Below are 22,142 nucleotides of genomic sequence, written 5' to 3'. Positions count from 1 at the left end.
GTCCGGCGCGGGCGCCGGAGGGGCCGCCCCTGCCTCCTTACTGTGATCCGATAAGTTCCGGTGACCGACGGCGCGTGCTCACGCATCGTCCGCGGCTGGAGCAGTGGCCGGGGATTCGGCCGGCGGAGACGTTGTCCGGTTGCGGCCGCCCGCCTGGCGGAACGCGGCGAACCTGGCCGCCGAGTCGCGCCCCTCGCGCGCCACCGGCCGGGCCGCCGGCGCCTGCCGCGCCTTCATCGCCTCGGCCAGCGTCTGCCCGCGCTGCCGCCTGGGCAGCAGCTCCTCGCCGGTCGGATGCTCCTCCGCGGGCACGGACTCCGTGGGCGGCGCGGCCTGCGCGGGCACGGCCGGCGGCTGCGCGGCAGCCGTGCTGGGCTGTGTGATCAGTACGCGCGGGATCAGCACCACGACCCCGGTGCCGCCGCGGGCCGACGGCCGGAAGCTCACCGTGAGGCCGTACTTGTCGACCAGGCGCCCCACCACCGCGAGCCCCAGCCTGGTGCCGGAGAGCGTGCGCAGGTCGAGCGGCTCGGACACGAGCTTGGTCGCGTGGTGCCGCTCGCGCGGCCGCATGCCGAGACCGCTGTCGTCGATCGTGATCACCACGCCGGCGTCCTCCTCGTCCGCGTACACGTGCACCTCCGTGCCGTGCGCCGAGAACGTGGCGGCGTTGTCCATCAGCTCGGCCAGCGTGTGCATCACGCCTTCCGCGGCGTACCCGGCCACGGCGACGGTGCTGGTGGAGTGGAGCCGGATGCGGCGGTAGGCGCCGATGCGGCCCATGGCACCGCGCAGGATGCTCTCCATGACGATCGGCCGCGTCCACCGCCGCCCGGACCGGCCGCCGCTCAGCAGGGCGATGTTGTCGGCCAGGCGGCTGAGCTGGGAGACCCGGTGGTCGAGGTCGAGCAGGTCGCTGAGGATCTCCTCGTGCTCGCCGTACTGCTCCTCCAGGCCGCGCAGCTGGGCGAGCAGGCTGGTCGCCTGGGCCTGCACCCGGGCCGCGGCGCCGGCGCAGGCGGCCATGACCGCGGCGCCCCCGCGCTCGCTCTCGCCGAGCTGCTCCGCCGTCTCGCCGAGCAGGTCACGCAGCGGGCCGTACGCGGGCTGGCCCACTTCGGCCAGTGCCGCGCGGACCGACATCCGGTCCGTCCGGATCCGCCGTACGAGCTCCGGCATCGTCTCGGCGGACAGCCGCGAGATCTCGTCCTCCATCGCCTGGCGGGCCGCGCGGGCGTTGGTCTCCGCCACCGCGCGTGCCTTCTGGGCGGCGGCGCGGTCGCGCTGGAGCAGGTCCAGCTCGCTGCCGATCGCCTGGACGAGCGGCTGCACCGAGGTCTCCACGATCCGCGAAACGCTGGCGAGCGCGTCGGCGAGCGGCACGCCCTCGCGTACCTGGCGTCCGAGCGCGGGCAGCGCCTCCTCGGCCACCCGGGCGTTCTCGCGGCGCAGCCACATGTAACGCGCCTCCGCCCACCTGGCCTGCTCGCGCAGCTGGCGGGCGGTGGCGGCGTAGTGCACGGCCGCGCCGGCGGCGCCGGCCAGCAGCAGGGCCGAGCCTCCGCCGACGGCCGCCATCAGCCCCATGGCGCCGGCCGGGGCGGCCAGGATCGCCCACAGCCACAGACCGGCGGTGACGATCAACGTGCCCAGGGAGGCAGTGACCGCCAGTTCCTTCGGGGAGAGCCTTCGCTGTGTCGTCCGTTGAGGTACGTCTGCTTGCATGTTCTGGGAGTCCTCAGAGCGGGGGGTGGTGTGCCCTTTTCACGCATGCGATCGGGAACGGCACACACCGTAGCACCACGGGTATCTCAAGAACAGACAAGCGCTCCTTAACCATTCGCTTCAGCAGCAACCGGGACAAGACAGCGTGGTGTCCCGCACGTGGCCTGGGTCTTTGAGAGGACAGGGGCGGCGTCGGCGGGGTGGGGTGGGTCGCTAGACCTCCTCGGCGACGCCCAGGTACATCACTCCGGGGTTCGACGGGTTGAACGCGATGGAGGTGACCCGGTCGTAGGCGTTGTGATTGACGGTGACCTGGTTCCGGCGGGCGTCGTACTTGTAGATGTCGGTGCCGGTCGCCGCCCATCCCGTGCCGAAGTCGAAGTACAGCACCCCCGGGTCCGTCGGGTGGGGCGCGAGCAGCGGGCCGTTGGCGAGGGTGACCCCGTCGCCGTGGTCCACGACCGGGGCGAAGCGCCGGCCCCCGTCGAACGAGCGGTAGATGTGCCGCCCGCCGGACGGCGCGCCCCCGTCGGCCTCCCCGATGTCGAGGCCCATCGCGTACACGACGTTGGGGGCGGCCGGGGAGATCGCGGCGCTGAACACGTTGACCTTGCCGCCGGTCTTGCTCAGGCCGGTGGAGGCGGTCCAGGTCCGGCCGCCGTCGAAGGTGACGCGGGCGCCGGTGTCGGAGCCGCCCACCACCACGTGGTTCAGGTCGTACGGGTCGAACACCGCCGTGTAGACCAGCACGAGATCGCCCTGCGCCCAGGCGGGCACCCCGACGGTCCGCCAGGTGCGCCCGCCGTCCCGCGACTCGTGGAGCTGCCCGCGGCCGTCGGAGACCCGCAGGCGGTCGCCGCGGTAGCGGTCGACGCCGAGCCCGGCCACCTCGCCGGCGGGTGAGGTGAGCTGGGTGACGGCGCCGGACGTGGCGAGGGTGAGGTTGCCGTCGCGGTCCCAGGCGTAGGCCCGGCCGCCGCGGGCCGCGACCAGCTCGGTGTTCCTGCCGTTCACCTTGCCGACCGTCGCCCAGGTGCAGCCCGCGTCCTGCGAGGTCAGCAGCGCGTTGTTCGACATGGCGAGCAGTTCGTCAGGACGGTCGAGGGCGACGAGCCCGGTGGTGTAGACGACCGGCCGCAGCACCTGGCTGGTCGGCGCGATCGTCCTGCCGTCGTTGCGCGTGTACGTCACCGAGCCGTCGCCGTTGACGGTCCCGCAGGCCGGCTGACGCCAGCGGCCGAAGGGCTCGTCGTCCGCGGCGGCGGGCCCGGCGGCCGACAGGACCACAAGCGCGGTCGCGACTCCGATGGTGAATGCCTTCTTCAACACTGCCTCCCCGAACAGGCCGGACTTACGGATCCGTCCTATCGGGCACGGGAGTGCACGGGCTAGGCCCGACGAAGGGCGGATTTGTGACATGGCAGGTATCTGACACACTTACCGACCATGGACACGGACGAGAACGCGCTCGCCGCCGTCGGGGTGGACGCCGAGGACGAGCGGATCTACCGCGACCTGCTGCGCCGGCCCCGCGCCACGCTGCCCGAGCTGGCCGCGCACACCGGCCGCACCACGGTGGCCCTGCGCCGCGCCTGCTCCCGGCTGGAGGCGCTGGGCCTGGTCAGCCGCATGGCGGGCCGTCCGGTCCGGTTCCTGCCGACCCGGCCCGACGTCGCGGTGGCCGCCCTGATCTCGCGCCGGGAGGAGGGGCTGGCCCAGGCGCGGCTGGCCGCCCTCGCGCTGCTCGCCGAGACGCCGCGTACGGAGAACCAGGCCCCCGAGGAGCTGGTCGAGGTCGTGCAGGGCCAGGCGGCGGTGGTGCAGCGGTTCACGCAACTGCAGCAGACCGCGACCGAGGAGCTCCTGGTGCTGGACCGGCCGCCGTACGCGCAGGACCCCGGCCAGCAGAACGTCGCCGAGATGGACCGCCTCGCGCACGGCCTCCTGGTGCGCGGCATCTACGACGCCGCGGCCCTGGAGATCCCCGGCAAGCTGCGCCTCGCCCAGGAGGCCGTGGCCGCCGGCGAGCAGGCCAGGATCAGCCCCGAGGTCCCCATGAAGCTGGCCATCGCCGACCGGAGGACCGCCATCCTGCCGCTGAGCACGGCCGCGACCTCGCACGCCGACAGCGCGGTCATCGTGCACTCCTCGACGTTGCTCGACGCGCTGGTCACGCTGTTCGAGGTCCTGTGGCGGTCGGCGCTGCCGCTGCCCGCCAAGCCGCTCGCGACGCTCCCCTCCGGCCCGGCCGAGCTGCCCGACCCGGAGCTGTTCACGCTGCTCGCGGCCGGGCTCAAGGACGAGGCGGTCGCGCGCCAGCTCGGCGTGAGCCTGCGGACCGTGCATCGGCGGGTCAGCGAGCTGATGGACCGGCTCGGCGCGCGCACCCGCTTCCAGGCCGGGCTGCTCGCGGCCCGCCGCGGCTGGTGGGGCGCGGACTAGCGGGCATCCCGGCAGGTGGAGCGCTAGAGGGCGTCGCCGTGGGCCATCAGGTGGGCCGCCGCCAGCGAGCTCCAGGGGCTCCACCGTTCAAGGCAGGCGGCGGGGTCGAGGCCGAGATCGTCGAGTGCGGCGCGGAGAGAGGGGTCAGCCAGGGGGAACGCGTCGGGGTGCCCGAGCCGGAAGGCCAGGTCGTGGCGTAGGTCGCGATCCGCGTACGGCAGGGCCGCCATCGTGTCCGGGCCCGTGCCGTGACCGAGCGCTTCGTGCTCACCGGCCACGTCGGCCGCGAGCGCCCCGACCACGGACGCCTCCGCCCCGGTCACGGACGCCTCCGCCCCGGTCACGGTCGCCTCCGCGGCGGTCACGGACGCCTCCGTCGCGATCGCGGTCGCCTCCGGGAAGGTGTGCGTGAGGCCGCCGGGCAGCCCGGGCACCCTCGTCCCCAGCGTGGCCACGAGCGCCCCGAGCCGGTCCGCCGTCTCCCCCGGCATCCTGCCGCGCCCGAGCACGGCCCGTACCCCGACCTCCAAGGCGCTCCAGGCCCCCGGCACGGCGAGCCCCGGGCGGGCCCGTACCAGCGGTCCGAGCACCGGATCGGCCGACAGCGCCGTCACCCCCGCCCCGTGGTCGGCCTCCACGCCGAGCAGCCGCGTGACCTGCCCCACCACGTGGATCAGCCCCTCCCAGTACGGCAGGTGGGCCCGCAGCAGCAGGTGTCCCTCGCCGCCCGGCGACACCTCCAGCACCCCGGGCGCGCCGTCCACGGTGATCGTGCGCCGATAGGTGTCGCCGTCCACCTCCTCGACCCCCGGCACGGCCCGTACGGCGAGGAAGTCCCGCACGGCGGCCCAGTCGTAGCCGGGCACGAACGGCAGCCGCAGCACCAGCCCGCCGTCGGCCACCAGCCGGTCGGCGCGCCGCCGCCGCTCGCGCAGGTCGGACGGCGCGGCGCGGAACACCTCTCGCATGGTCCGGTTGAACTGCCGCAGGCTCCCGAACCCCGAGGCGAAGGCCACGTCGAGCACCGTCAGCTCGGAGTCGTCCAGGAGCCGCCGGGCGAAGTGCGCCCGCCGCGAACGCGCGAGCTGGTCGGGCGTCGCGCCCAGGTGCCTGAGGAACAGCCGGCGCAGGTGCCGCGGCGACATGCCGATGCGCGCCGCCAGCGCCGCCTCGGTGCCGCCGTCCAGCACGCCGTCGATGATCAGCTGCCACGCCCGGCAGACCAGCTCGGGCGCGCCGGCCTCGATCGAGGCCGCCACCCGGTACGGCCGGCAGCGCAGGCACGCCCGGAACCCCGCGGCCTCGGCTGCGGCCGGGTGCTCGTACGTGCGCGTGTTGCGGAGCAACGGCTTGGCTCCGCAACCAGGCCGGCAGTAGATGCCGGTGGTGACGACGGCGGAGTACGTGGTCATGTCCTAGATGTACGTCATGCCGAGTGGCCCTGGAGACGGCTGGAGAAGTTGACGCTGATCCGGACCCCGGCCGGAGCGGCCTGCTTGGGCACGCAGTGCCGCCAGTCGCGCTGGCAGCACCCGCCCATCACCACCAGATCCCCACCGGCCGGCGTCAGCGCGACGCTGCGCCCGCCGGTCCTCGGCTTGAGCAGGAACCGGCGCGTCGCCCCGAGGCTGAGCACCGGGACCACGCACTCGTCGCGCCTGCACGTCTGCCAGTCGCCGTGCCACCCGGTGCTGTCGCGGTGGTCGCGGTAGAGGTTCACCCAGAGCCCGTCGTACGGGACGCCGTAATGCTCCGACAGCGCGGCGGTGATCGCGAGGAGCAGGGGCTCGGGCACCTCGGCCAGGTCGGTGTACTCGGCGGTGAGCCGCGGCTCGACGTACTTCTTGTCGAACATCCACCGGTCACGCTGCTCCCAGCCGGCCTTCTCCAGCAGCGAGTCGAGCAGGTGCCGGCTGCCGCGCAGCCAGCCGGGGACATGCTCGACCCATGAGGTGGCGTCGAGCCGGATGCGGCGCGCGCCGGCGAACGTGGGATCGAACCCCGGCTCCTCCACGGCCGGGTCCGTCTCCAGGAAGAGCGGCGGTTGCAAGGTGGACCTCCCGATGTCGCGTACCCGGAACATGGTGCGCGCGAGCCCGGGGGCAAGTCCGGCCACATCCGGACAACGTCTGGCCGGACCCGGCCTAGCTCCCGAACCCGGTGCGCCAGGTGGCATGCCGCGGCCGCCACCCGAGCGAGCGGGCAAGGCCGTTGTCGGCGCCGCGCTGCCAGCCGGCCCGCCCGTCGGTGGGAGCGGGGGCGGGAGCCCCGACGGCGGCGGCCAGCGCGGGCAGCCACTCGCGGGCGGGCGCGGGCTCGTCGTCCACGATGTTGACGGTCCCGCTCGGCCAGCGCAGCGCGGCGACGGTCGCCTCGGCCGCGTCCTCGACGTGCACGAACGAGCTGACCGCGGCGTCGGCCGCCAGGCCGCTGAGGAAGACCGAGGCCGGGTCGCCGGTGGGGCCGCCGTTGCGCAGCACGTCCGCCACGAGGCCGCCGGGCCGGTACCACGTGCCGGGCCCGTAGAAGAGCCCGTAGCGCAGCACGACGTGCTCGTCCAGCTCCGCGACGGCCTCTTCGAGCGCCCGGACGCCGCCGACGACGCCCGAGCGCGGCGCGGGCGCGGTCACGTCCAGCGGCGTGTCCTCCGTGGCCGGGGCGTCGCCCGCCTCGTACGCCCAGGCGATGGACTGGGCGACGATGCGGCGCACGCCGGCCCGCTTGGCGGCGTCGACCAGGTTGCGGGTGCCGATCCTGCGGATGCGGCCGTTGTCGGCGGGGGTGCCGCCGTTCAGCGCGGTCAGCTGGTGGACGATCGCGTCGGGCGCGGCCTCGGCCACCGCGCGGGCGACCGCCTCGGCGTCGAAGACGTCCAGCCGTACCGCGCCGGCGCCCTGGGCGCGCAGCCGGTCGAGGCCGGAGTCGGTACGGGAGCTGCCCGTGACGCGGTGACCGGCCTCGATCAGCAGGGGGACGAGGTAGCGGCCGATGGCGCCGGCTGCACCGGCGACGAAGACGTGCATGCGAGAGGTTTCCTTGCGTTGGGCGGCGTGGGCGGTCGGGCGGATCGACGCTCGCACGGCCAGGCTAGGAGACAACTGTCCCAGTATTATGGTCCAGTCATCGGCCGGGAAATTGGACCATTTACATGACCGACGCGCTCGGGCCCGAGCTCCTGCTGGAGCTGCCCGGCTGGGGTTCTCGTGGCAGGGCGCTGGAGGAGGCGCTGCGGTCCGCGATCCGCGGCGGGCGGCTCGTGGCCGGCACGCGCCTGCCGTCGAGCCGCGATCTCGCCTCCCAGCTGGGGCTGTCGCGGGGGACGGTGACGCAGGCGTACGAGCAGCTGGTGGCCGAGGGCTGGCTGACGGCGCGGCAGGGCTCGGGCACCCGCGTGGCGGCGGGCACCGCGGAGGCCCCGGCCCGTTCCGGGAGGTCGGCGGGCTCGGCGGAGGCCACCGCGTCGGGGCGCTACGACCTGCGCCCCGGGCGGCCGGACGCGTACGCGTTCCCCCGCGAGGCGTGGGCCCGGGCGATGCGGCACGTCCTGCGGGAGGCGCCGACCGAGGTGTTCGGGTTCGGCGACCCGCGGGGGCGCATCGAGCTGCGCACGGCGCTGGCGTCCTATCTCGGCCGGACCCGTGGCGTCCGGGTCGACCCCGCGAACCTGATCGTCTGCTCCGGGTACACGCAGGCGCTCGGCCTGCTGGCGGAGGTCTTCACCGAGCTGGGCGTGCGCACGGCGGGCATGGAGGACCCTGCCATCGGCGACCACGTCCGCCTCCTGGCCGGCCGGCTGAGCGTCGCCGCCGTCCCCGTGGACGCGGCGGGCCTGCGCGTGGACGCGCTGCGCGACTCGGGCGCCGAGGTGGCCGTCTGCACACCGGCGCACCAGTTCCCGCTGGGTGTGAGCATGGCGCCGGAGCGCCGCTCCGAGCTGCTGGAATGGGCGGACGACAGCCTCGGCTGGATCGTCGAGGACGACTACGACGGCGAGTTTCGCTATGACCGGCATCCGATCGCCGCGCTCCAGTCCCGCCGCCCGTCCAGGATCGTGTACGCGGGCTCGACCAGCAAGACCATCGGCCCCGCCGTCCGGCTGGGCTGGATCGCCTGCCCGCCCCTGCTGCTGGAGCCGCTCACGGAGGCCAAGCGGCGGGCGCGCGAGACCCGGCCCCTGGAGCAGCTGGCCCTCGCGCGCATGATCGAACTGGGCGACTACGACCGCCACCTGCGCACGATGCGCCGCGGTTACCAGCGGCGCCGGGACACGCTGGTCGCCGCCGTGCGGTCCGGCCTGCCGGACGTCCGGGTACGCGGCATCGACGCCGGCCTGCACGCCCTGCTCGAACTGCCCTCCGCGCCGTCGGAGCGGGCCGTCGTGGAGGCGGCGCGGGCGGCCTCGGTCGACGTGCACCCGCTGGGCGAGTACATGCGCGGCGACCGCGACCGGCACCCGCCGTCGCTGGTCGTCGGGTACGCCACGCCGCCGGCCCACTCCTACCCCGCCGCGCTCGACGCGCTGATCCGCGGCCTGCGCCGGCTCTGACCGGAACCCCGCGTTCGCCTGACTCGTTTTCTCATCAGAACGGGGTCCCCGGGGGAAAGGCGGACATGGTCACGAGTGAGCGGCGGCTGAGAAGGCGCGCCCGCCGGCAGGCGGGCAGGTTCGTGTCGGTGCCTCCGGAGAAGCGCCGGCGCCTGACCCAGCGGCAGCGCCGGCGGATGGCGCGCCAGGCCAGGGCGGACGCCGCGCAGCGCCGCTCGGTGTGGCGGGAGTGGGGACCGGTCACGGCGATCACGCTGGCCGTCTTCGAGCTGATCTACTTCTTCCTGGTCGCCGACATGGTCGGGGGGACGAGCATCGCCGGAGTGATCGTGACGGGCGCCATCGGCTGCGTCACGGTCTGCTCCAGATTCGTGCAGGAATATACGACGTCGAACAGCGCCGATTCCAGGGCCGTTCCGTTCCTCGTCGTGGCCGTGGTCTCGGTGGCCGTGACGCTGGTCGCCGTGGGCGCCGAGACGCTGTCGAAGCTGCTCTGAACCCGTCTCGTACGAACGTGTTTTCGAGTAAACTGCCGGCATGCCGAACCCGCTGGCCCTCAGCCTGGAGAGCGCGCGACGCCTGGCAGTGACGTGCCAGCACCTGGCCGGCCCGCGTCCCGGCGTCGGCCTCGACGGGCTGCGGCAGGTGCTGCGCACGCTGCGGTGCCTGCAGCTCGACCCGATCGACGCGGTGGCCCGCAGCCACTTCCTGGTGCTCTGGAGCAGGCTCGGCGACTACGACCGCGCCGACCTCGACACGCTGCTGTGGCAGGAGCGCTGGCTCTTCGAATACTGGGCGCACGCCGCGTCGATCGTGCTGGCGGAGGACTATCCGATCCACCACGTCATGATGCGCGGCTACGCGACGGGCGAGTCCCCGCACGCGCAGCGGGTGCGGGGCTGGATGGAGGCCAACGACGGGCTGCGGCAGCACGTCCTCGACCGCTTACGCACGGCCGGTCCGCTGCCGCCGGGGGCGTTCGACGACCTCACGAGCGTGCCCTGGCAGTCGAGCGGGTGGACCAACGGCCGCAGCGTCGAGCGGATGCTCGACTTCCTGTGGTTCCAGGGCAACATCATGGTGGCCGGCCGGGCGGGCCGCACCCGCCACTGGGACCTGGCCGAGCGCTGGTTGCCCGCCTGGGCCGACGCCACGCCGCTGCCCCGGCGGGAGGCGGTGTCACTGGCGGCCGAGCACGCGCTGCGCGCCCTCGGCGTGGCCCGCGTGGACGACATCGAGCGCCACTTCATCCGCGACCGCTATCCCGAGCTCCCCGAGGTCCTGGACGAGCTCCAGCGCTCCGGCCGCGTGGTGCCCGCCGAGGTCGAGGGCGGCACCGAGCGCTGGCACGTGCACCGTGACGTCCTCGGGCTGCTGGAGCGCGAGTGGCAGCCGCGCACCACGCTGCTGTCGCCGTTCGACAACCTCATCTGCGATCGGGCGCGCACCGAGCGGCTGTGGGGCTTCGAGTTCCGTACGGAGATGTACGTGCCCAAGCACAAGCGGCTCTACGGCTACTACATCATGCCGATCCTGCACGGCGAGCGGCTCATCGGGCGGCTGGTGCCCCGCTTCGACCGGCGCAAGCAGGTGCTGGAGATCGAGGGCCTGTTCCCGGAGCCCGGCCTCCCGGGCGACGAGGTCTCCGTCCGGGCCGTCGGGGCGGCGGTGACCGAGCTGGCCGCGTTCACGGGGGCTCGCGAGGTCGCCTACGCGGCCACCGTACCGGCGCCCTGGCGGGCCGCCTCGGGCTGAGCTGCGGCATCGCGCATCCCCGTTCGATTCCCTCGATCGCGGGCAAGTAGGGCATGCTAAAGATCCGTCAGCATCCGCTCTCGCATCACCAGGAAAGCCGTAGTCATCCACCCCGTCACCGCCCGCAGCACCCGGCGATGGATCCGCACAGGACGTCTGACCAGCGACGACGCCTCCCAGCCCATCGCCCGCGCGACGGTGCCGTGTCGCCCCGAAACCCCGCTCAGCGCGGCGATCACGCCTTTACCCTGCTGTGATCACATATAGCAATCTCATGACTACTGTTCGTTAATCGGCGGTTGCGAGACTCATCGAAAAGCTTGAGGGAGGTCCCCTATGCCGTACCTGACCCAGCTGGCCGACGTCGCCCGCCGCACAGGATTCCCCGTGACCGAAGTGGCCGGGTGGCAGACCCGCGGCCACGGCCCGCAGCCCCAGGTGCAGGGCGTCGTGTGCCACCACACCGCGGGCCCCGCCGGCGGTGGCGACTACCCGTCGCTGGCGGTGGTCCGCGACGGCCGCCCCGGCCTCGACGGGCCGCTGTCCCAGTTCGGGCTCGGGAGATCCGGCCACATCTACGTCATCGCCGCCGGGCGCTGCTGGCACAACGCCCCTTCGACGTCGACGATGCACACCAACTCCGCGTCCCTCGGGATCGAGGCGGAGAACGACGGCACCCAGCCCTGGCCCGACGTCCAGAAGGACGCGTACATCCGGCTGTGCGCGGAGCTGTGCCGCGAGTTCGGGCTGCCCGCCTCGCGCGTGAAGGCGCACCGGGAGGTCAACACCTCCAAGCCTGACCCGCACTCCATCGACATGAACGACTTCCGGGCGGCCGTCGCCGCCCTCATCCAAGGCGCCCCCGCGCCTGACCCATCGTCCTGGACGGAGGAGATCGTGAAGCAACTGCCTATGGTCCGGCCGGGTGACGACAGCTTTGACGTCAAGACCGTCAGAGGCTGCCTGTTCGCCCGGGGCCGAGTTCCCGTGTCCGCTTACGCGCAGGTGGGGCTGGAGGACTGGCTCAAGTCCACCCGCTGCGACCCGGGGCTGGTCGAGCTGGTCCGCGGCTTCCAGCAGGCGGAGGGCATCGGCGCGGACGGCGTCGTCGGCCCGAAGACCTGGCCGTCCCTGCTCCGCGTCTGACCCCCGCGACGCCCCTGCCCCCACCCAACGGTCCGGGCCTCAACGGCAAACGGCCTGACGGCATGAGGCCCGGCGGCGAGCGACCCCGTGGCGGGCGGGTCGATGGCAGGCGGGTCGATGGCAGGCAGTGCCGTCGGTCGGCTGGGTGCGCCCGCCGTCGGTCAGCCGGACACCTTTGGGGTGGCGCGCATCCCGACGTAGCACACCGGGGTCCCGTCGGGCAGGGTCGAGAAGACGACGGGCATGTAGTCCTCGCTGAACGAGGCCCCGATGCCCGAGGCCGCGAACACCGTCTCCGAGACCGGGGTCAGATCGGCCTCCAGCGGCGGCGACAGGTCCTTCATGCCGTCGACGAACTCGTACCGGATCCGGCTCGGGCTGATCGTGATGACGACGCCCTCGCGCTTGTACGTGCCCACGAACGGCGCCATGTCCACCGCGATCGGCTCCGCCGGCGGGCCGAACGGGTCCGGCATGCGTACCCCGGCCAGCTCGGCCAGCAGCTCGCGGAACAGGGCGGCGTACACCTGCCGGGCCCCGCCCCCGTTGGTCATGAGCGCGACGGCCACGCCGGCCTGCGGGACGACGCGCAGGTAGGCGTACTGGCCGATGGCGGCGCCGTCGTGGCCGTAGCCGAAAACGCCGTCCCAGTCGTAGAGAGTCCAGCCCAAGCCCCAGCCGTCCGCGCTGACGGTCCACTTGTCCGGGACGTCCACCTCGCGCCGCTGCATGGCCGCCACCGCGTCCGCGGGCATCACGCGTGTGCCGTCGGGGGCCAGGCCGCCGGCCAGGTGCATCTGGGCGAAGCGGACGAGGTCGCCGGACGAGGTGATGATCCGCCCGTACGGGCCGGCCGAGCGCGGCATCATGTCCCAGGCGGGCGCCGGGTCGGGGTCCTGGCCCGGCTCCCCCAGGTGGCTCATCGCCGCGCGGAACCGCAGCGCCTCCTCCGGCAGCGTCATGGAGCGTTCGAGCCCGAGCGGCGTGAACACCAGGTCCCGCAGCGCCTGGTCCCAGGTCTTGCCGGTCAGCACCTCGACGAGGCGGCCGAGCACGACGTAGCCGAGGCCGCCGTAGGAGACGGCCGTGCCGGGCCGGCAGTCCAGGGCCACGCCCCGGGCCGCCTCGACGTACTTGGCCAGGCAGTCGTCGCCTCGGCCCGAGTCGTGATTGAAGTCGTTGGTGACCCCGCCGGTGTGGCTGAGCAGCTGCCGGACGGTGATCACCTTGGTGGCCTCCTCGTCGGGAGTGGCGAACTCCGGCAGCACGTCCACCACCCGGGCGTCCAGGTCCAGCCGGCCCTCGCCGACGAGGCGCATGACCAGCGTCGCGGTGTGGACCTTGGCGATCGAGCCGGACAGGAACACCGAGTCGGGGGTCGTCGGCACGCCGGTCGCGCGGTTCAGCACGCCGGTGGCCAGCTCGTGGATGTTCCCGCCGGTCAGCACGGCCAGGGTCGCGCCGGGCACGTGGTGGGCGGCGCACAGCTCGTCGAGCCGCCGCTGCCAGTGCTCGACGTAGAAGCCGCGGCCGGTCGAGTCCAGCGTGCCCCAGTCGCCGGTGGCGTTCCAGTTCAGATTCATGATCATTCTCCTTAGATCGAGACGGTCTTCTTGGGCATCACCAGCAGGGCCAGTACGGCGGCCGCCACCACGCCGGCGGCGCTGATGAGGAAGGCGGACGACATGGCCGTGGTGAAGGCGTCGCGGGCGGCGGCCGCGATCCCGGCGTCGCCGAGGCCGAGCGCGCTCCCGATCGAGAGGCGGGCCGCCGCCGGCGCGGTCGCGGGCATGGCCGCGGTGTAGGCGCTGGCGAGCACGCTGCCCAGGACGGCGATGCCGAGGGCGGCGCCGGCCTGCTGGATGGTGTCGTTCAGTGCCGAGCCGACGCCGGCGTGCTCGGCCGGGATCGTGCCCATGAGGGCGGAGACAGCGGCGGGCATGGCCAGGCCGCCGCCGGCTCCCATGAGGAGCAGCGAAACGGCCGCGGTGGCCAGGCCGCTCGACGTGTCAAGAGTGCTCAGCAGCGCGAATCCGCCGGCGCTCACGGCGAACCCGGTGACGATCAGCCGACGGTTGCCGATCCGCGCGCCGAGGGTCGCGCCGAGGGTGTTGCAGGCCAGGGAGGCGACGGCCATCGGGATGAAGGCCAGGCCCGACTCGGTGGGCGTGTAGCCGAGGACGTACTGCAGGTACTGGGTGAGCACCAGCAGCAGTCCGCCGTTGCCGATCTGGACCAGGGTGAGCGAGAAGCTGCCGCCGCTGAAGGTGCGGTTGCGGAACAGGCGGAGCGGGACCATGGGGTGCGGCGTACGCAGCTCCCAGACCACGAACCCGGCGAGCGCGACGACCGCCACGGCCAGCGCCGGCACGGACAGGCCGTGCGGCAGTTCGATGATCGTCCAGACCAGCGCCGACATGCCGGCCACCGACAGCACGGCTCCGATCGGGTCGGGCTTGGTCTGCGGACCCTTGGACTCGGGCATGAGCACCAGCGAGGCGACGATGGCCAGCGCCGCGATCGGCACGTTGATCAGGAAGACGGCGCCCCACCAGAACCAGGCGATCAGCGCGCCGCCCAGCACCGGGCCGCCGACCAGGCCGACCATGGCGACCGCGCTCCAGGCGGCCATCGCCTTGCGCCTCTCCTGCTCGTCGAACACGGTGATCAGGATCGACAGGGTGCTCGGCATGATGAGCGCGCCGCCGATGCCCATCACCGTGCGGGCGGCGATCAGCGTCACCGGATCGGCGGCGTAGGCGGCCGCCAGCGAGGCCACCCCGAACAGGGCCAGCCCGATGACCATGACCCTGCGCCTGCCGAACCGGTCGGACAGGCTGCCCGCCGTCAGCAGCAACCCGGCGAAGACCAGGATGTACGAGTCCAGGATCCACTGGATGTCCTGCGCGCTCGCCCCCAGGTCGGCGGTCAGCGGCGGGATCGCCACCGAGAGCACCATGTTGTCGATCACCAGCACGAGCGTGCTGAGACACAGCACCACCAGGATCAGCCAGCGGCGCGAATCACGTGCTTTCATCAGACTCCCCCAGACCGCGAGTACGTCGTCCTCGTCATGCGAACACTGTACGCACAAGGGAGTTGCGTACGCAACCGAGGCGGGCCCGCGTCCGGACGCGGGCCCGCCCCTACCGGGTCAGTCCTGGTTGCGGGTGAAGTGGAACGGGCAGTGGCTGCCGCCCAGGCCGATGGTGGTGCGGCGCTCGAATGCGAAGCCGTGCCTGTCAGGCTCGATGGCCTCGATCCAGTTGGCGTCGAACGCGCACATGACCGGGGTCAGCTCGGGAGCCCCGTTGGCGGTCAGCACGTCGTGGTAGAAGCACCGGCGGACGTCGACGTGGTAGCGCCGGTCGTCGTCGGCCGGCCGGTCGAAGACGAACCCCTTGCCGAACGCGTGCTCCTCGCGCGACTTGGACACCGCCACCATGGCCAGGAAGGGGTCGGGAGCGGTGTCCAGCATGGCCAGGGTGCCCTGTCGGGTGGCCTCGCCGAGCGGCTCGACGAACGCCGCGCGCACGGCGTCGATCGTCGCCGGCCGGCCCAGCCTGGGCAGCAGCAGCTCGTAAGCGGCCACGAGGGCCAGGGTCATGCGCAGGTTGTGGCGGGCGGGCTCGTCGACGATCAGGTGCCGGTTCGCCGCTTCGAGCTCCTCGTGACGTGCCCGCATGGCGGCGACGAGATCGCCGTGCTCGCGGGCGAGATGGTCGTAGAAGCCGTCGAGGAGGAGGGCGGTGTCGCCATCGGGGTCGGGAACGTAGTCGCCGCCGGAGAGCCCGAACTGGTCGGTGGACATTGCGGTCCTTTCGGTACGGTGCTCGGTCCGTACACGGCCGCGATCTCGCCCGGAGGCGTGACTGGCCGTGCTCGCGACCGAGCGAGCACGCCAGCGCGCTCCACCGACCTACCAGGCGCTGACAAGCTTGAGTTGATGTTGTCCCGGCCAGTCTAGCGATTGATCGTTCAGGCGAGCGCCCGGCCAGCGCGACCACGCCTCCGACGGTCGGCCTCACGACCACGACCAACGGGCTGCCCTTGAGCGCCTCGACCGCGTGGAAGCCCAGGTCACGATACCCGGACATGCCCCGACGAGCTGTTCGAGTCGGTGATCGCCATGCTGACGTCGGGCATCGCGGCGATGGCCGGCCAGATTTTTCCGGCTGTTCCGCCCGTGGCGAGACCGTCGCGGCCTGCGGCGATAAGGCGGGCGTCAGGGTGCGCCGGGCACCGAGATCTTGGGCTTAAGCAGGACTTACTCGCCGTTCGTCACGCTGGTGTCATCGGGACTCTAGGAGATGACATGGACGCGAACGCCCCTCGCGAGGACAGTGCCGGCGGCTGGAGCCAGTTCGGTGACAAGCCGCCCACCACCGGGACCTTCACCCGGCCCGGGCCGGTGCTGCCGCCTCCTCCGCCGCCGCAGCGACGGGCCGGGTTCGTGCTCACGCGCAAGGCGGTCGCCGGGCTGGCGCTGGCGGCGTTCGCGGCGCTGACGGCGACCGCGCTCGGGGGCGGCGCCGTCGGCGCCTACGTCGCCGGCGCCGGGCAGCCGGTCCCGACGGTCACCAAGACCGTGGCGAGCCCGGTCTTCCGTACGGCCTCCGGCCAGCTCACGGTCGCGCAGGTGGCGGAGAAGGTGCAGCCGTCGGTCGTGATGATCCAGGGGCAGTCCGCCGAGGGCTCCGGCGTGGTGCTGTCGGAGGACGGGCTGATCCTCACCAACAACCACGTGGTGAGCGGCCAGGGCAAGCAGCTGACGGTCAAGTTCAGTGACGGCAAGACGGCCAAGGCCACCGTGGTCGGCACCGACCCGGCCACCGACCTCGCCGTCATCCGGGCCGAGGGTGTGTCGGGGCTGGCCAAGGTCACGCTGGGCGACAGCGACCAGCTCAAGGTGGGGGACGACGTGCTGGCCATCGGCAGCCCGCTCGGCCTGGACGGGACGGTGACGTCCGGCATCATCAGCGCGCTCGACCGTACCGTGACCGCCGGCGGCGGCCGGGGCGACCAGCAGCTCCCGCCGGGATTGGGCGGGCAGGGGCAGAGCCAGGCCGAGGAGCCGACCACGCTCGGCGGCATGATCCAGACGGACGCGGCGATCAACCCGGGCAACTCCGGCGGCGCCCTGGTGAACGCGGCCGGCGAGCTGGTCGGCATCAACAGCGCGGTCGCCGCCGACGGCGTCAACCTCGGCTTCGCGATCCCCGTGAACACCGCCAAGCAGGTCTCCGAGCAGCTCATCAGCAACGGCAAGGTGACCCATGCCTTCCTCGGGGTGAGCGTCACCGACGCCACCGGCGACGTGCCCGGCGCGCTGATCCGCCAGGTGAGCGCCGGCAGCCCGGCTGAGAAGGCCGGGCTGAAGCAGGGAGACCTGATCACCAAGATCGGTGACACGGCGGTCTCCGGCGGCGACACGGTGGTGGGCCAGGTCCGCGGGTTCAAGGTCGGCCAGCAGGTGCCGGTCACGTACCAGCGGGACGGCAAGACCGACACCGTGACCGTGACCATGGAGGAGAAGAAGTAACCCGTCTCCCGCGAACTTCCCGGTCAGGCATCGACCGGGAAGTTCGCGCGGAACACGCCCTGCGGGTCGCGGGCGCGCTTGAGCTCGCGCAGCCGGGCCAGAGTCCCCTCGTCGAAGGCGTCCGCCGCCCGCTCCCCCGCGGTCAGGAACGTGTACGGCTTGCGCCCGCTGACGCGCAGCTCCCCGACCAGCTCGGTCCGCCTGGCGACCACCGCGTCCTTGAGGTGCGGCAGCCCGAGACCGATCAGATAGAGCAGGTACGGCTCCGCGACCGCGCCCCGGGCACCCGCCCCGGGCCGCTCCTCGGCCAGCGCGCCACCCAGGTGCCGCACCTGGAGACCGAGCAGCGGGGCCAGCGGAGCGTCCAGCAGGACCCGCTCGTCCAGCTCCGTCAGCAGCTCGGCACAGGCCATGGCGGGGGCGGGGTCGGTCGGCTCGGCGGTGATGTCGCCCAGGTTCGCGACCGGCAGCGCGGCCCGCTTGTCCACGACAGCTCCGCCGATCTTGTCCAGGGCCGCCAGCAGCGCACCGCCCTCGGCGGCGTCGCCCAGGTAGGCGGCGTCCACGGCCACCATGGGCGGCCCGTCGGGGAGCTGGACCCGGTTGAACCAGACCGACAGCTCGTCCGGCGCGTTCTCGGTGATCCGCCGGTAGGCGTCGAACACCTCCGCGGTCCGCGGGCCCGGCCACATCACGCGCCCGCCGTACAGCCGCGGCGCCGGGTGCAGGTCGAACTCCACGGCGGTGACCAGCGCGAAGTCGCCCCCGCCGCCCCGCAGGGCCCAGAACAGGTCCGGGTCGGAGTCGGCGGTCACCCGGGACCGGTCGCCGTCGGCGTCCACGACGTCGAAGGCGCGCACGGAGTCCGAGGCCCAGCCGTACTTCCTGCCGAACCAGGACAGTCCGCCGCCCAGCGTGTAGCCGACCACGCTGATGGCCGGCATGCTGCCCGCCAGCCCGGTCAGGCCGTGCGGCCCGGCCTCCTGGAGCACCTGACCCCACCGGGCGCCCGCGCCCGCCCTGGCCACGCGCTGCCCGGGATCCACGGTTACGCCGTTCAGGTGGCCCGTACGCAGCAGGATCACGCCGTCGGTGGCTCCGGAGGCGCCGTGGCCGTTGGGCTGGGCCGCCACCGTGAGGCCGGACTTGCGGGCGTGGCGCACGAGGGCGGCCACGTCGTCGGCGTCCTCGGCCGTGACCACGGCGGCCACCGGCTGGGCGACCATCAGGTTCCACGCCTTGGCGGCCGCCTCGAAGCCGCCGTCCTCGGGCAGCAGCACCTCGCCCCGCACGGCGTGCCGCAACTCGTTGAATGTCATGGTCTCTCCCGTCTCTGAGGTGTTCGGGGGCTATGACGGAGCGGGAGGCGAGAAGGTGACCGCGATCGCCTGTCACCTTTGGCGGGGCTGTGCCGTCAGGTAGGTAGGAGCCCTGATCGAGGATGTGACCGTGGACGCCGACGACTTTCTAGCCGACCGGTTCGAGGAGCACCGCACCCATCTCAGGGCGGTGGCCTACCGGATGCTCGGCTCTCTCGCCGAGGCCGAGGACGCCGTCCAGGAGTCGTGGTTGCGGCTCAGCCGTACGGACTCGGGTGAGATCGACAATCTGGGGGGTTGGCTCACCACGGTCGTCGGCCGGGTCTGCCTGGACATGCTGCGCACGCGTACGTCACGGCGCGAGGACCCGCTGGAGCAGCGGCTGCCCGACCCGGTCATCAGCCCAGAGGACGGGGGCGACCCCGAGCAGCAGGCGCTGATCGCCGACTCGGTCGGGCTGGCGCTGCTCGTGGTGCTGGAGTCGCTCAGCCCGGCGGAGCGGCTGGCGTTCGTGCTGCACGACATGTTCGCGGTGCCGTTCGAGCAGATCGCCCCGATCGTGGGCCGCACTCCCGCGACGGCCAAGAAGCTCGCGAGCCGGGCCCGGCAGCGCGTACGCGGGACGGTCCCGTCGCCCGACCCCGACCCGGGCCGGCAGCGCCAGGTCGTGGACGCCTTCCTGGCCGCCGCACGCGACGGCGACTTCGAGGCGCTGCTCGGGGTGCTCGATCCGGACGTGGTGATGCGCCTGGACGCGGGAGCCGCGGGCGGGATGCGGACGATCATCGGCGCGGCGGCCGTGGCCGGCGAGGCGACGAACTTCCGGCGGTTCAGCCACGCCTACACGGTCGAGCCGGTGCTGGTCAACGGCATGGTCGGGCTCGTCGGCAGGGAGAACGGCCGGCCCCGGTCGGTGCTCGGCTTCACGATCACCGACGGCAGGATCACCGCCCTGGAGATCCTCAACGACCCGGAGCGCCTCGCCCTGCTCGACCTGAGCGCGTCGGCCGGGTAAGCGTCAGCGGAGGGAGATGTACAGGGCCTCGCCGACCTTGCGGTAGCCGACGCGGGCGTAGACCCGCGCGGCGCCGTCGTCGGCCGGGGTGAGGAACGGGGTCGTGACCCCGGCGCCCGCTCCCTCGCGGGTCAGCAGCGCCGTGACCGCTCCCGCGATGCCGCGCCGCCGGTGCGAGGGCAGCACCGCGATGCCCGCGACCTCGGCGACCCCCTGGTGCGGGCGGCCGAGCTGCCCGGCGCCGACGGCCTCCCCGGCGTCGAAGGCGGCGGCGATCAGGCCGCCGCCGTCGAGGACCCGCCGGAACCGCGCGATGTCGTGCTCGGTGGGCTCCGGCGCGTCGAACGCCTCGTTCATCACCCGCGCGACCTGCCAGAGGTCGGCATCCTCGGTCACGAGCGCGACCCGTACGTCCACCGGCCGCTCCACCACCTCGTCCGGCGGGCACACCAGCAGCGGGTAGCGCCCCTCCTGGGCGAACCCGGCCGCGAGCAGGGCGTCCTCCACCTTCGGGGACACCTGCGGCACGTATTCCAGGCGGGGCGTCCTGGCCCGCGCGCGGAACGCCTCGACCAGCCCGGCGACCTCGTCCGCCGTGGGCACGGCGTCGTCGTCGGGAACGGCGTAGTTGAACGGGAGCGCGTCGTCGTGCTCGTCGAACTTGATCGTGAACGGCCCGCACCGGACCGCCCGGTCCCCCGCCATCGACCTGAGATAGGCATGCACGTGAGCGCCCAGCAAATGCGTTCTCCTTCCCGAAGGATCCGACGCATACGCTATCGCCAGCGCCGCCTGATCACCCGCCCCCGGGGACGATCAGGCCGCTCTCGTAGGCGGCGATCACCGCCTGTACCCGGTCCCGCAGCCCCAGCTTGGTCAGCACATTGCTGACGTGGGTCTTCACGGTGTGCTCGCTGACGACCATGGCCTGCGCGATCTCCGCGTTGGACAGGCCGCGGGCGATCATGCGCAGCGTCTCCTGCTCGCGTGCCGTGAGCACGGCCAGCCGCTCCGTCGGCGGCACGGCCGGACGGGCGGCCGCTCTGGCGGTGAACTCGGCGATCAGCTTCGTGGTGACCGACGGCGCGAGCAGTGACTCGCCGGCCGCCACCACCCGTACGGCGTGGATGAGGTCGTCGCGGCGGACGTCCTTCAGCAGGAACCCGCTCGCCCCCGCGCGCAGCGCGTCGTAGACGTAGTCGTCCAGGTCGAACGTGGTCAGCATGAGGACGCGGCAGCCGCTGTCCGCGCACACGATCCTGGCCGCCTCGATGCCGTCCATGACCGGCATGCGGATGTCGAGCAGCAGCAGGTCGGGACTGTGCTCGCGGACGGCGGCGACGGCCTGCTCGCCGTCTCCCGCCTCGGCGACGACCTCGATGTCCGGCTGGGCGTCGAGGATCATGCTGAACCCGGCGCGTACCAGCTCCTGGTCGTCCGCGACCACCACGCGCACGCTCATGCCGCCACCGCCCGGCCGGCCAGCGGGAGCCGTACGAGGACCCGGAAGCCCGGCCCGTCGGGGCGCCGGCCGAAGTCGGCGGTGCCGCCGCAGGCCGCGGCCCGCTCGCGGATGCCGATCAGGCCGTTGCCGCCCGAGGGGAGCGAGCTTCCTGAGCCGCGGCCGTCGTCGGCGATGTCGATCATGAGGGTGTCGTCCTGCCAGGCGAGTCTGATGTCGGCACGGGCCGCGCCCGCGTGCTTGACGATGTTGGTGAGGGCTTCCTGGGTGATCCGGTAGGCGGCGATCTCCGTGTCGGGAGTCAGCGGCCCCGGCTCGCCGGAGCTGGAGTATGTCACGTCGAGACCGGTGGCCCTGACCTGTTCGGCCAGGGTGGTGAGCGCGGCGATCGTCGGCTGCGGCGCCCGCGGGCCCTCTTCCTCCTTGAGCACGCTCAGCATGCGGCGGAGCTGGATCATGGCGTCGCGCCCCGCGGCGGCGATCGCGTCGAAGACGGCCTCCGCCCTGGCGGGGTCGCTCCTGACCACCACCGGTCCGGCTTCGGCCTGGACGACCATGAGGCTGACCGCGTGGGCCAGGATGTCGTGCATGTCGCGGGCGATCCTGGCCCGCTCGCGTTCGGCGGCCCGCTCGGCCTCGGCCTGGCGCTCGCGGGCCAGCTGGACGGCGCGTTCCTCAAGCGCGGCGGCGTGGGCCCGGGAGGCGGCGGCGGCCCGGCCGATGGCGTAGGCGGCGGTGAAGAGCACGACGCCGCGCATCGCGGTCTCGGAGGAGCCGACGATGAGCAGGCCACCGGCGATCGTGAAGGCCAGCATGATCAGGCGGGGCCACCTGGCGGAGTAGGCGGCCACGGTGTAGAGCGCCATGAGCGAGCCGTACCAGATGGGCTGCGCGGCCACCTCGTCGACGACGTCGTAGAGGCCGGTCGCGATGAGGCTGGCGGCCAGGACGGTCACCGGCGCGCGGCGCCGCCAGATCAGCGGCACCGCGGCGGTGACCACGACCGCGTAGCCCCACCAGTGCCAGGGCCCGCCGTACGGGTTCTCGCGGGTGAACAGCGGCCACAGCTGCGCGACCAGCACCAGCAGCGCGAGCGCCGCGTCCACCCAGATCGGCGGCAGCGAGCTCGACCACCGGCGAATCGCCGCAAAGAACCGTAGGTCGGACACGACATCCCATCTTGCCTCGTA

General features: G+C 73.1%; 20 protein-coding genes. 7 read left to right on the top strand and 13 right to left on the bottom strand.

Annotation, left to right across the window (positions count from 1 at the left end; genetic code table 11):
- Nucleotides 1-78 precede the first annotated feature (78 nt).
- Nucleotides 79-1,644: an ATP-binding protein gene (locus tag AB0J87_RS47305; RefSeq protein ID WP_350723424.1), complete on the bottom strand. Its 1,566-nt coding sequence runs from the start codon at nucleotides 1,642-1,644 to the stop codon at nucleotides 79-81.
- 294 nt (nucleotides 1,645-1,938) lie between these two features.
- Nucleotides 1,939-3,051: a sialidase family protein gene (locus tag AB0J87_RS47300; protein WP_363978182.1), complete on the bottom strand. Its 1,113-nt coding sequence runs from the start codon at nucleotides 3,049-3,051 to the stop codon at nucleotides 1,939-1,941.
- 120 nt (nucleotides 3,052-3,171) lie between these two features.
- Between AB0J87_RS47300 and AB0J87_RS47295 the strand changes: the two genes are divergently transcribed.
- Entirely contained in the window at nucleotides 3,172-4,167 is a 996-nt protein-coding gene (locus tag AB0J87_RS47295) for a helix-turn-helix transcriptional regulator (RefSeq protein ID WP_363978179.1), read from the top strand.
- Between the two features lie 23 nt (nucleotides 4,168-4,190).
- Here the strand turns inward: AB0J87_RS47295 and AB0J87_RS47290 are convergent, their stop codons facing one another.
- From AB0J87_RS47290 to AB0J87_RS47280, 3 genes are read right to left on the bottom strand one after another with little or no spacing between them, the layout of a single operon-like run.
- Nucleotides 4,191-5,579, bottom strand: a complete 1,389-nt coding sequence (locus AB0J87_RS47290) for an AlkA N-terminal domain-containing protein (protein ID WP_363978176.1) — start codon at nucleotides 5,577-5,579, stop codon at nucleotides 4,191-4,193.
- Between the two features lie 14 nt (nucleotides 5,580-5,593).
- Entirely contained in the window at nucleotides 5,594-6,283 is a 690-nt protein-coding gene (locus AB0J87_RS47285; RefSeq protein ID WP_363978173.1) for an alpha-ketoglutarate-dependent dioxygenase AlkB, read from the bottom strand.
- A 28-nt stretch (nucleotides 6,284-6,311) separates the two neighbouring features.
- The gene (locus AB0J87_RS47280; protein ID WP_363978170.1) at nucleotides 6,312-7,190 is read right to left on the bottom strand and encodes an NAD(P)-dependent oxidoreductase; all 879 of its coding nucleotides are present in this window, start codon (nucleotides 7,188-7,190) and stop codon (nucleotides 6,312-6,314) included.
- Nucleotides 7,191-7,315: 125 nt separating this feature from the next.
- Here AB0J87_RS47280 and AB0J87_RS47275 point away from each other — a divergent pair, with 125 nt between their 5' ends.
- The 3 genes from AB0J87_RS47275 to AB0J87_RS47265 all read left to right on the top strand — a co-directional run bounded on the left by AB0J87_RS47275 (nucleotide 7,316) and on the right by AB0J87_RS47265 (nucleotide 10,468).
- On the top strand, nucleotides 7,316-8,713 hold the full coding sequence (locus AB0J87_RS47275) for a PLP-dependent aminotransferase family protein (protein WP_363978167.1): 1,398 nt from the start codon (nucleotides 7,316-7,318) through the stop codon (nucleotides 8,711-8,713).
- Nucleotides 8,714-8,778: 65 nt separating this feature from the next.
- On the top strand, nucleotides 8,779-9,210 hold the full coding sequence (locus AB0J87_RS47270) for a hypothetical protein (RefSeq protein ID WP_363978164.1): 432 nt from the start codon (nucleotides 8,779-8,781) through the stop codon (nucleotides 9,208-9,210).
- A gap of 40 nt (nucleotides 9,211-9,250) precedes the next feature.
- Complete coding sequence (locus tag AB0J87_RS47265) at nucleotides 9,251-10,468, top strand: crosslink repair DNA glycosylase YcaQ family protein (protein WP_363978161.1); 1,218 nt, start codon at nucleotides 9,251-9,253, stop codon at nucleotides 10,466-10,468.
- Between the two features lie 56 nt (nucleotides 10,469-10,524).
- Here AB0J87_RS47265 and AB0J87_RS47260 read toward each other — a convergent pair whose 3' ends face one another.
- Complete coding sequence (locus AB0J87_RS47260) at nucleotides 10,525-10,707, bottom strand: hypothetical protein (RefSeq protein ID WP_363978158.1); 183 nt, start codon at nucleotides 10,705-10,707, stop codon at nucleotides 10,525-10,527.
- Between the two features lie 97 nt (nucleotides 10,708-10,804).
- On the opposite strand from AB0J87_RS47260, the gene AB0J87_RS47255 reads away from it, so the two are divergent.
- Nucleotides 10,805-11,614 (top strand): N-acetylmuramoyl-L-alanine amidase, encoded by an 810-nt coding sequence (locus tag AB0J87_RS47255; RefSeq protein ID WP_355193870.1) that lies wholly within the window; start codon nucleotides 10,805-10,807, stop codon nucleotides 11,612-11,614.
- Between the two features lie 161 nt (nucleotides 11,615-11,775).
- Here AB0J87_RS47255 and AB0J87_RS47250 read toward each other — a convergent pair whose 3' ends face one another.
- The 3 genes from AB0J87_RS47250 to AB0J87_RS47240 form a co-directional block, all read right to left on the bottom strand.
- Complete coding sequence (locus AB0J87_RS47250) at nucleotides 11,776-13,197, bottom strand: serine hydrolase domain-containing protein (RefSeq protein ID WP_363978154.1); 1,422 nt, start codon at nucleotides 13,195-13,197, stop codon at nucleotides 11,776-11,778.
- Between the two features lie 11 nt (nucleotides 13,198-13,208).
- Nucleotides 13,209-14,651 (bottom strand): MFS transporter, encoded by a 1,443-nt coding sequence (locus AB0J87_RS47245; protein ID WP_363978151.1) that lies wholly within the window; start codon nucleotides 14,649-14,651, stop codon nucleotides 13,209-13,211.
- Nucleotides 14,652-14,768: 117 nt separating this feature from the next.
- On the bottom strand, nucleotides 14,769-15,425 hold the full coding sequence (locus tag AB0J87_RS47240; RefSeq protein ID WP_363978148.1) for an L-2-amino-thiazoline-4-carboxylic acid hydrolase: 657 nt from the start codon (nucleotides 15,423-15,425) through the stop codon (nucleotides 14,769-14,771).
- A 504-nt stretch (nucleotides 15,426-15,929) separates the two neighbouring features.
- Here AB0J87_RS47240 and AB0J87_RS47235 point away from each other — a divergent pair.
- Nucleotides 15,930-17,156: a trypsin-like peptidase domain-containing protein gene (locus AB0J87_RS47235; RefSeq protein WP_363978145.1), complete on the top strand. Its 1,227-nt coding sequence runs from the start codon at nucleotides 15,930-15,932 to the stop codon at nucleotides 17,154-17,156.
- 23 nt (nucleotides 17,157-17,179) lie between these two features.
- Here AB0J87_RS47235 and AB0J87_RS47230 read toward each other — a convergent pair whose 3' ends face one another.
- Complete coding sequence (locus tag AB0J87_RS47230) at nucleotides 17,180-18,475, bottom strand: FAD-binding oxidoreductase (RefSeq protein ID WP_363978142.1); 1,296 nt, start codon at nucleotides 18,473-18,475, stop codon at nucleotides 17,180-17,182.
- A 130-nt stretch (nucleotides 18,476-18,605) separates the two neighbouring features.
- On the opposite strand from AB0J87_RS47230, the gene AB0J87_RS47225 reads away from it, so the two are divergent.
- Nucleotides 18,606-19,490, top strand: coding sequence for a sigma-70 family RNA polymerase sigma factor (locus AB0J87_RS47225; protein ID WP_363978139.1), 885 nt, complete (start codon nucleotides 18,606-18,608; stop codon nucleotides 19,488-19,490).
- Nucleotides 19,491-19,493: 3 nt separating this feature from the next.
- Here AB0J87_RS47225 and AB0J87_RS47220 read toward each other — a convergent pair whose 3' ends face one another.
- From AB0J87_RS47220 to AB0J87_RS47210, 3 genes are read right to left on the bottom strand one after another with little or no spacing between them, the layout of a single operon-like run.
- The gene (locus AB0J87_RS47220) at nucleotides 19,494-20,231 is read right to left on the bottom strand and encodes a GNAT family N-acetyltransferase (protein WP_363978136.1); all 738 of its coding nucleotides are present in this window, start codon (nucleotides 20,229-20,231) and stop codon (nucleotides 19,494-19,496) included.
- A 55-nt stretch (nucleotides 20,232-20,286) separates the two neighbouring features.
- Nucleotides 20,287-20,952, bottom strand: coding sequence for a response regulator transcription factor (locus AB0J87_RS47215; RefSeq protein ID WP_363978133.1), 666 nt, complete (start codon nucleotides 20,950-20,952; stop codon nucleotides 20,287-20,289).
- Nucleotides 20,949-22,121 carry a histidine kinase gene (locus tag AB0J87_RS47210; RefSeq protein ID WP_363978130.1) on the bottom strand — a complete coding sequence of 391 codons (1,173 nt, stop codon included), beginning with the start codon at nucleotides 22,119-22,121 and terminating at the stop codon, nucleotides 20,949-20,951. The genes AB0J87_RS47215 and AB0J87_RS47210 overlap by 4 nt, the downstream gene beginning before the upstream one ends.
- Nucleotides 22,122-22,142 lie beyond the last annotated feature (21 nt).

It is taken from the genome of Nonomuraea sp. NPDC049625 (assembly GCF_040675285.1).
Lineage (GTDB): Bacteria > Actinomycetota > Actinomycetes > Streptosporangiales > Streptosporangiaceae > Nonomuraea > Nonomuraea angiospora_A.
Note: the sequence above shows the minus strand (reverse complement) of the source record. Positions and strands in the feature narration are given on the sequence as shown.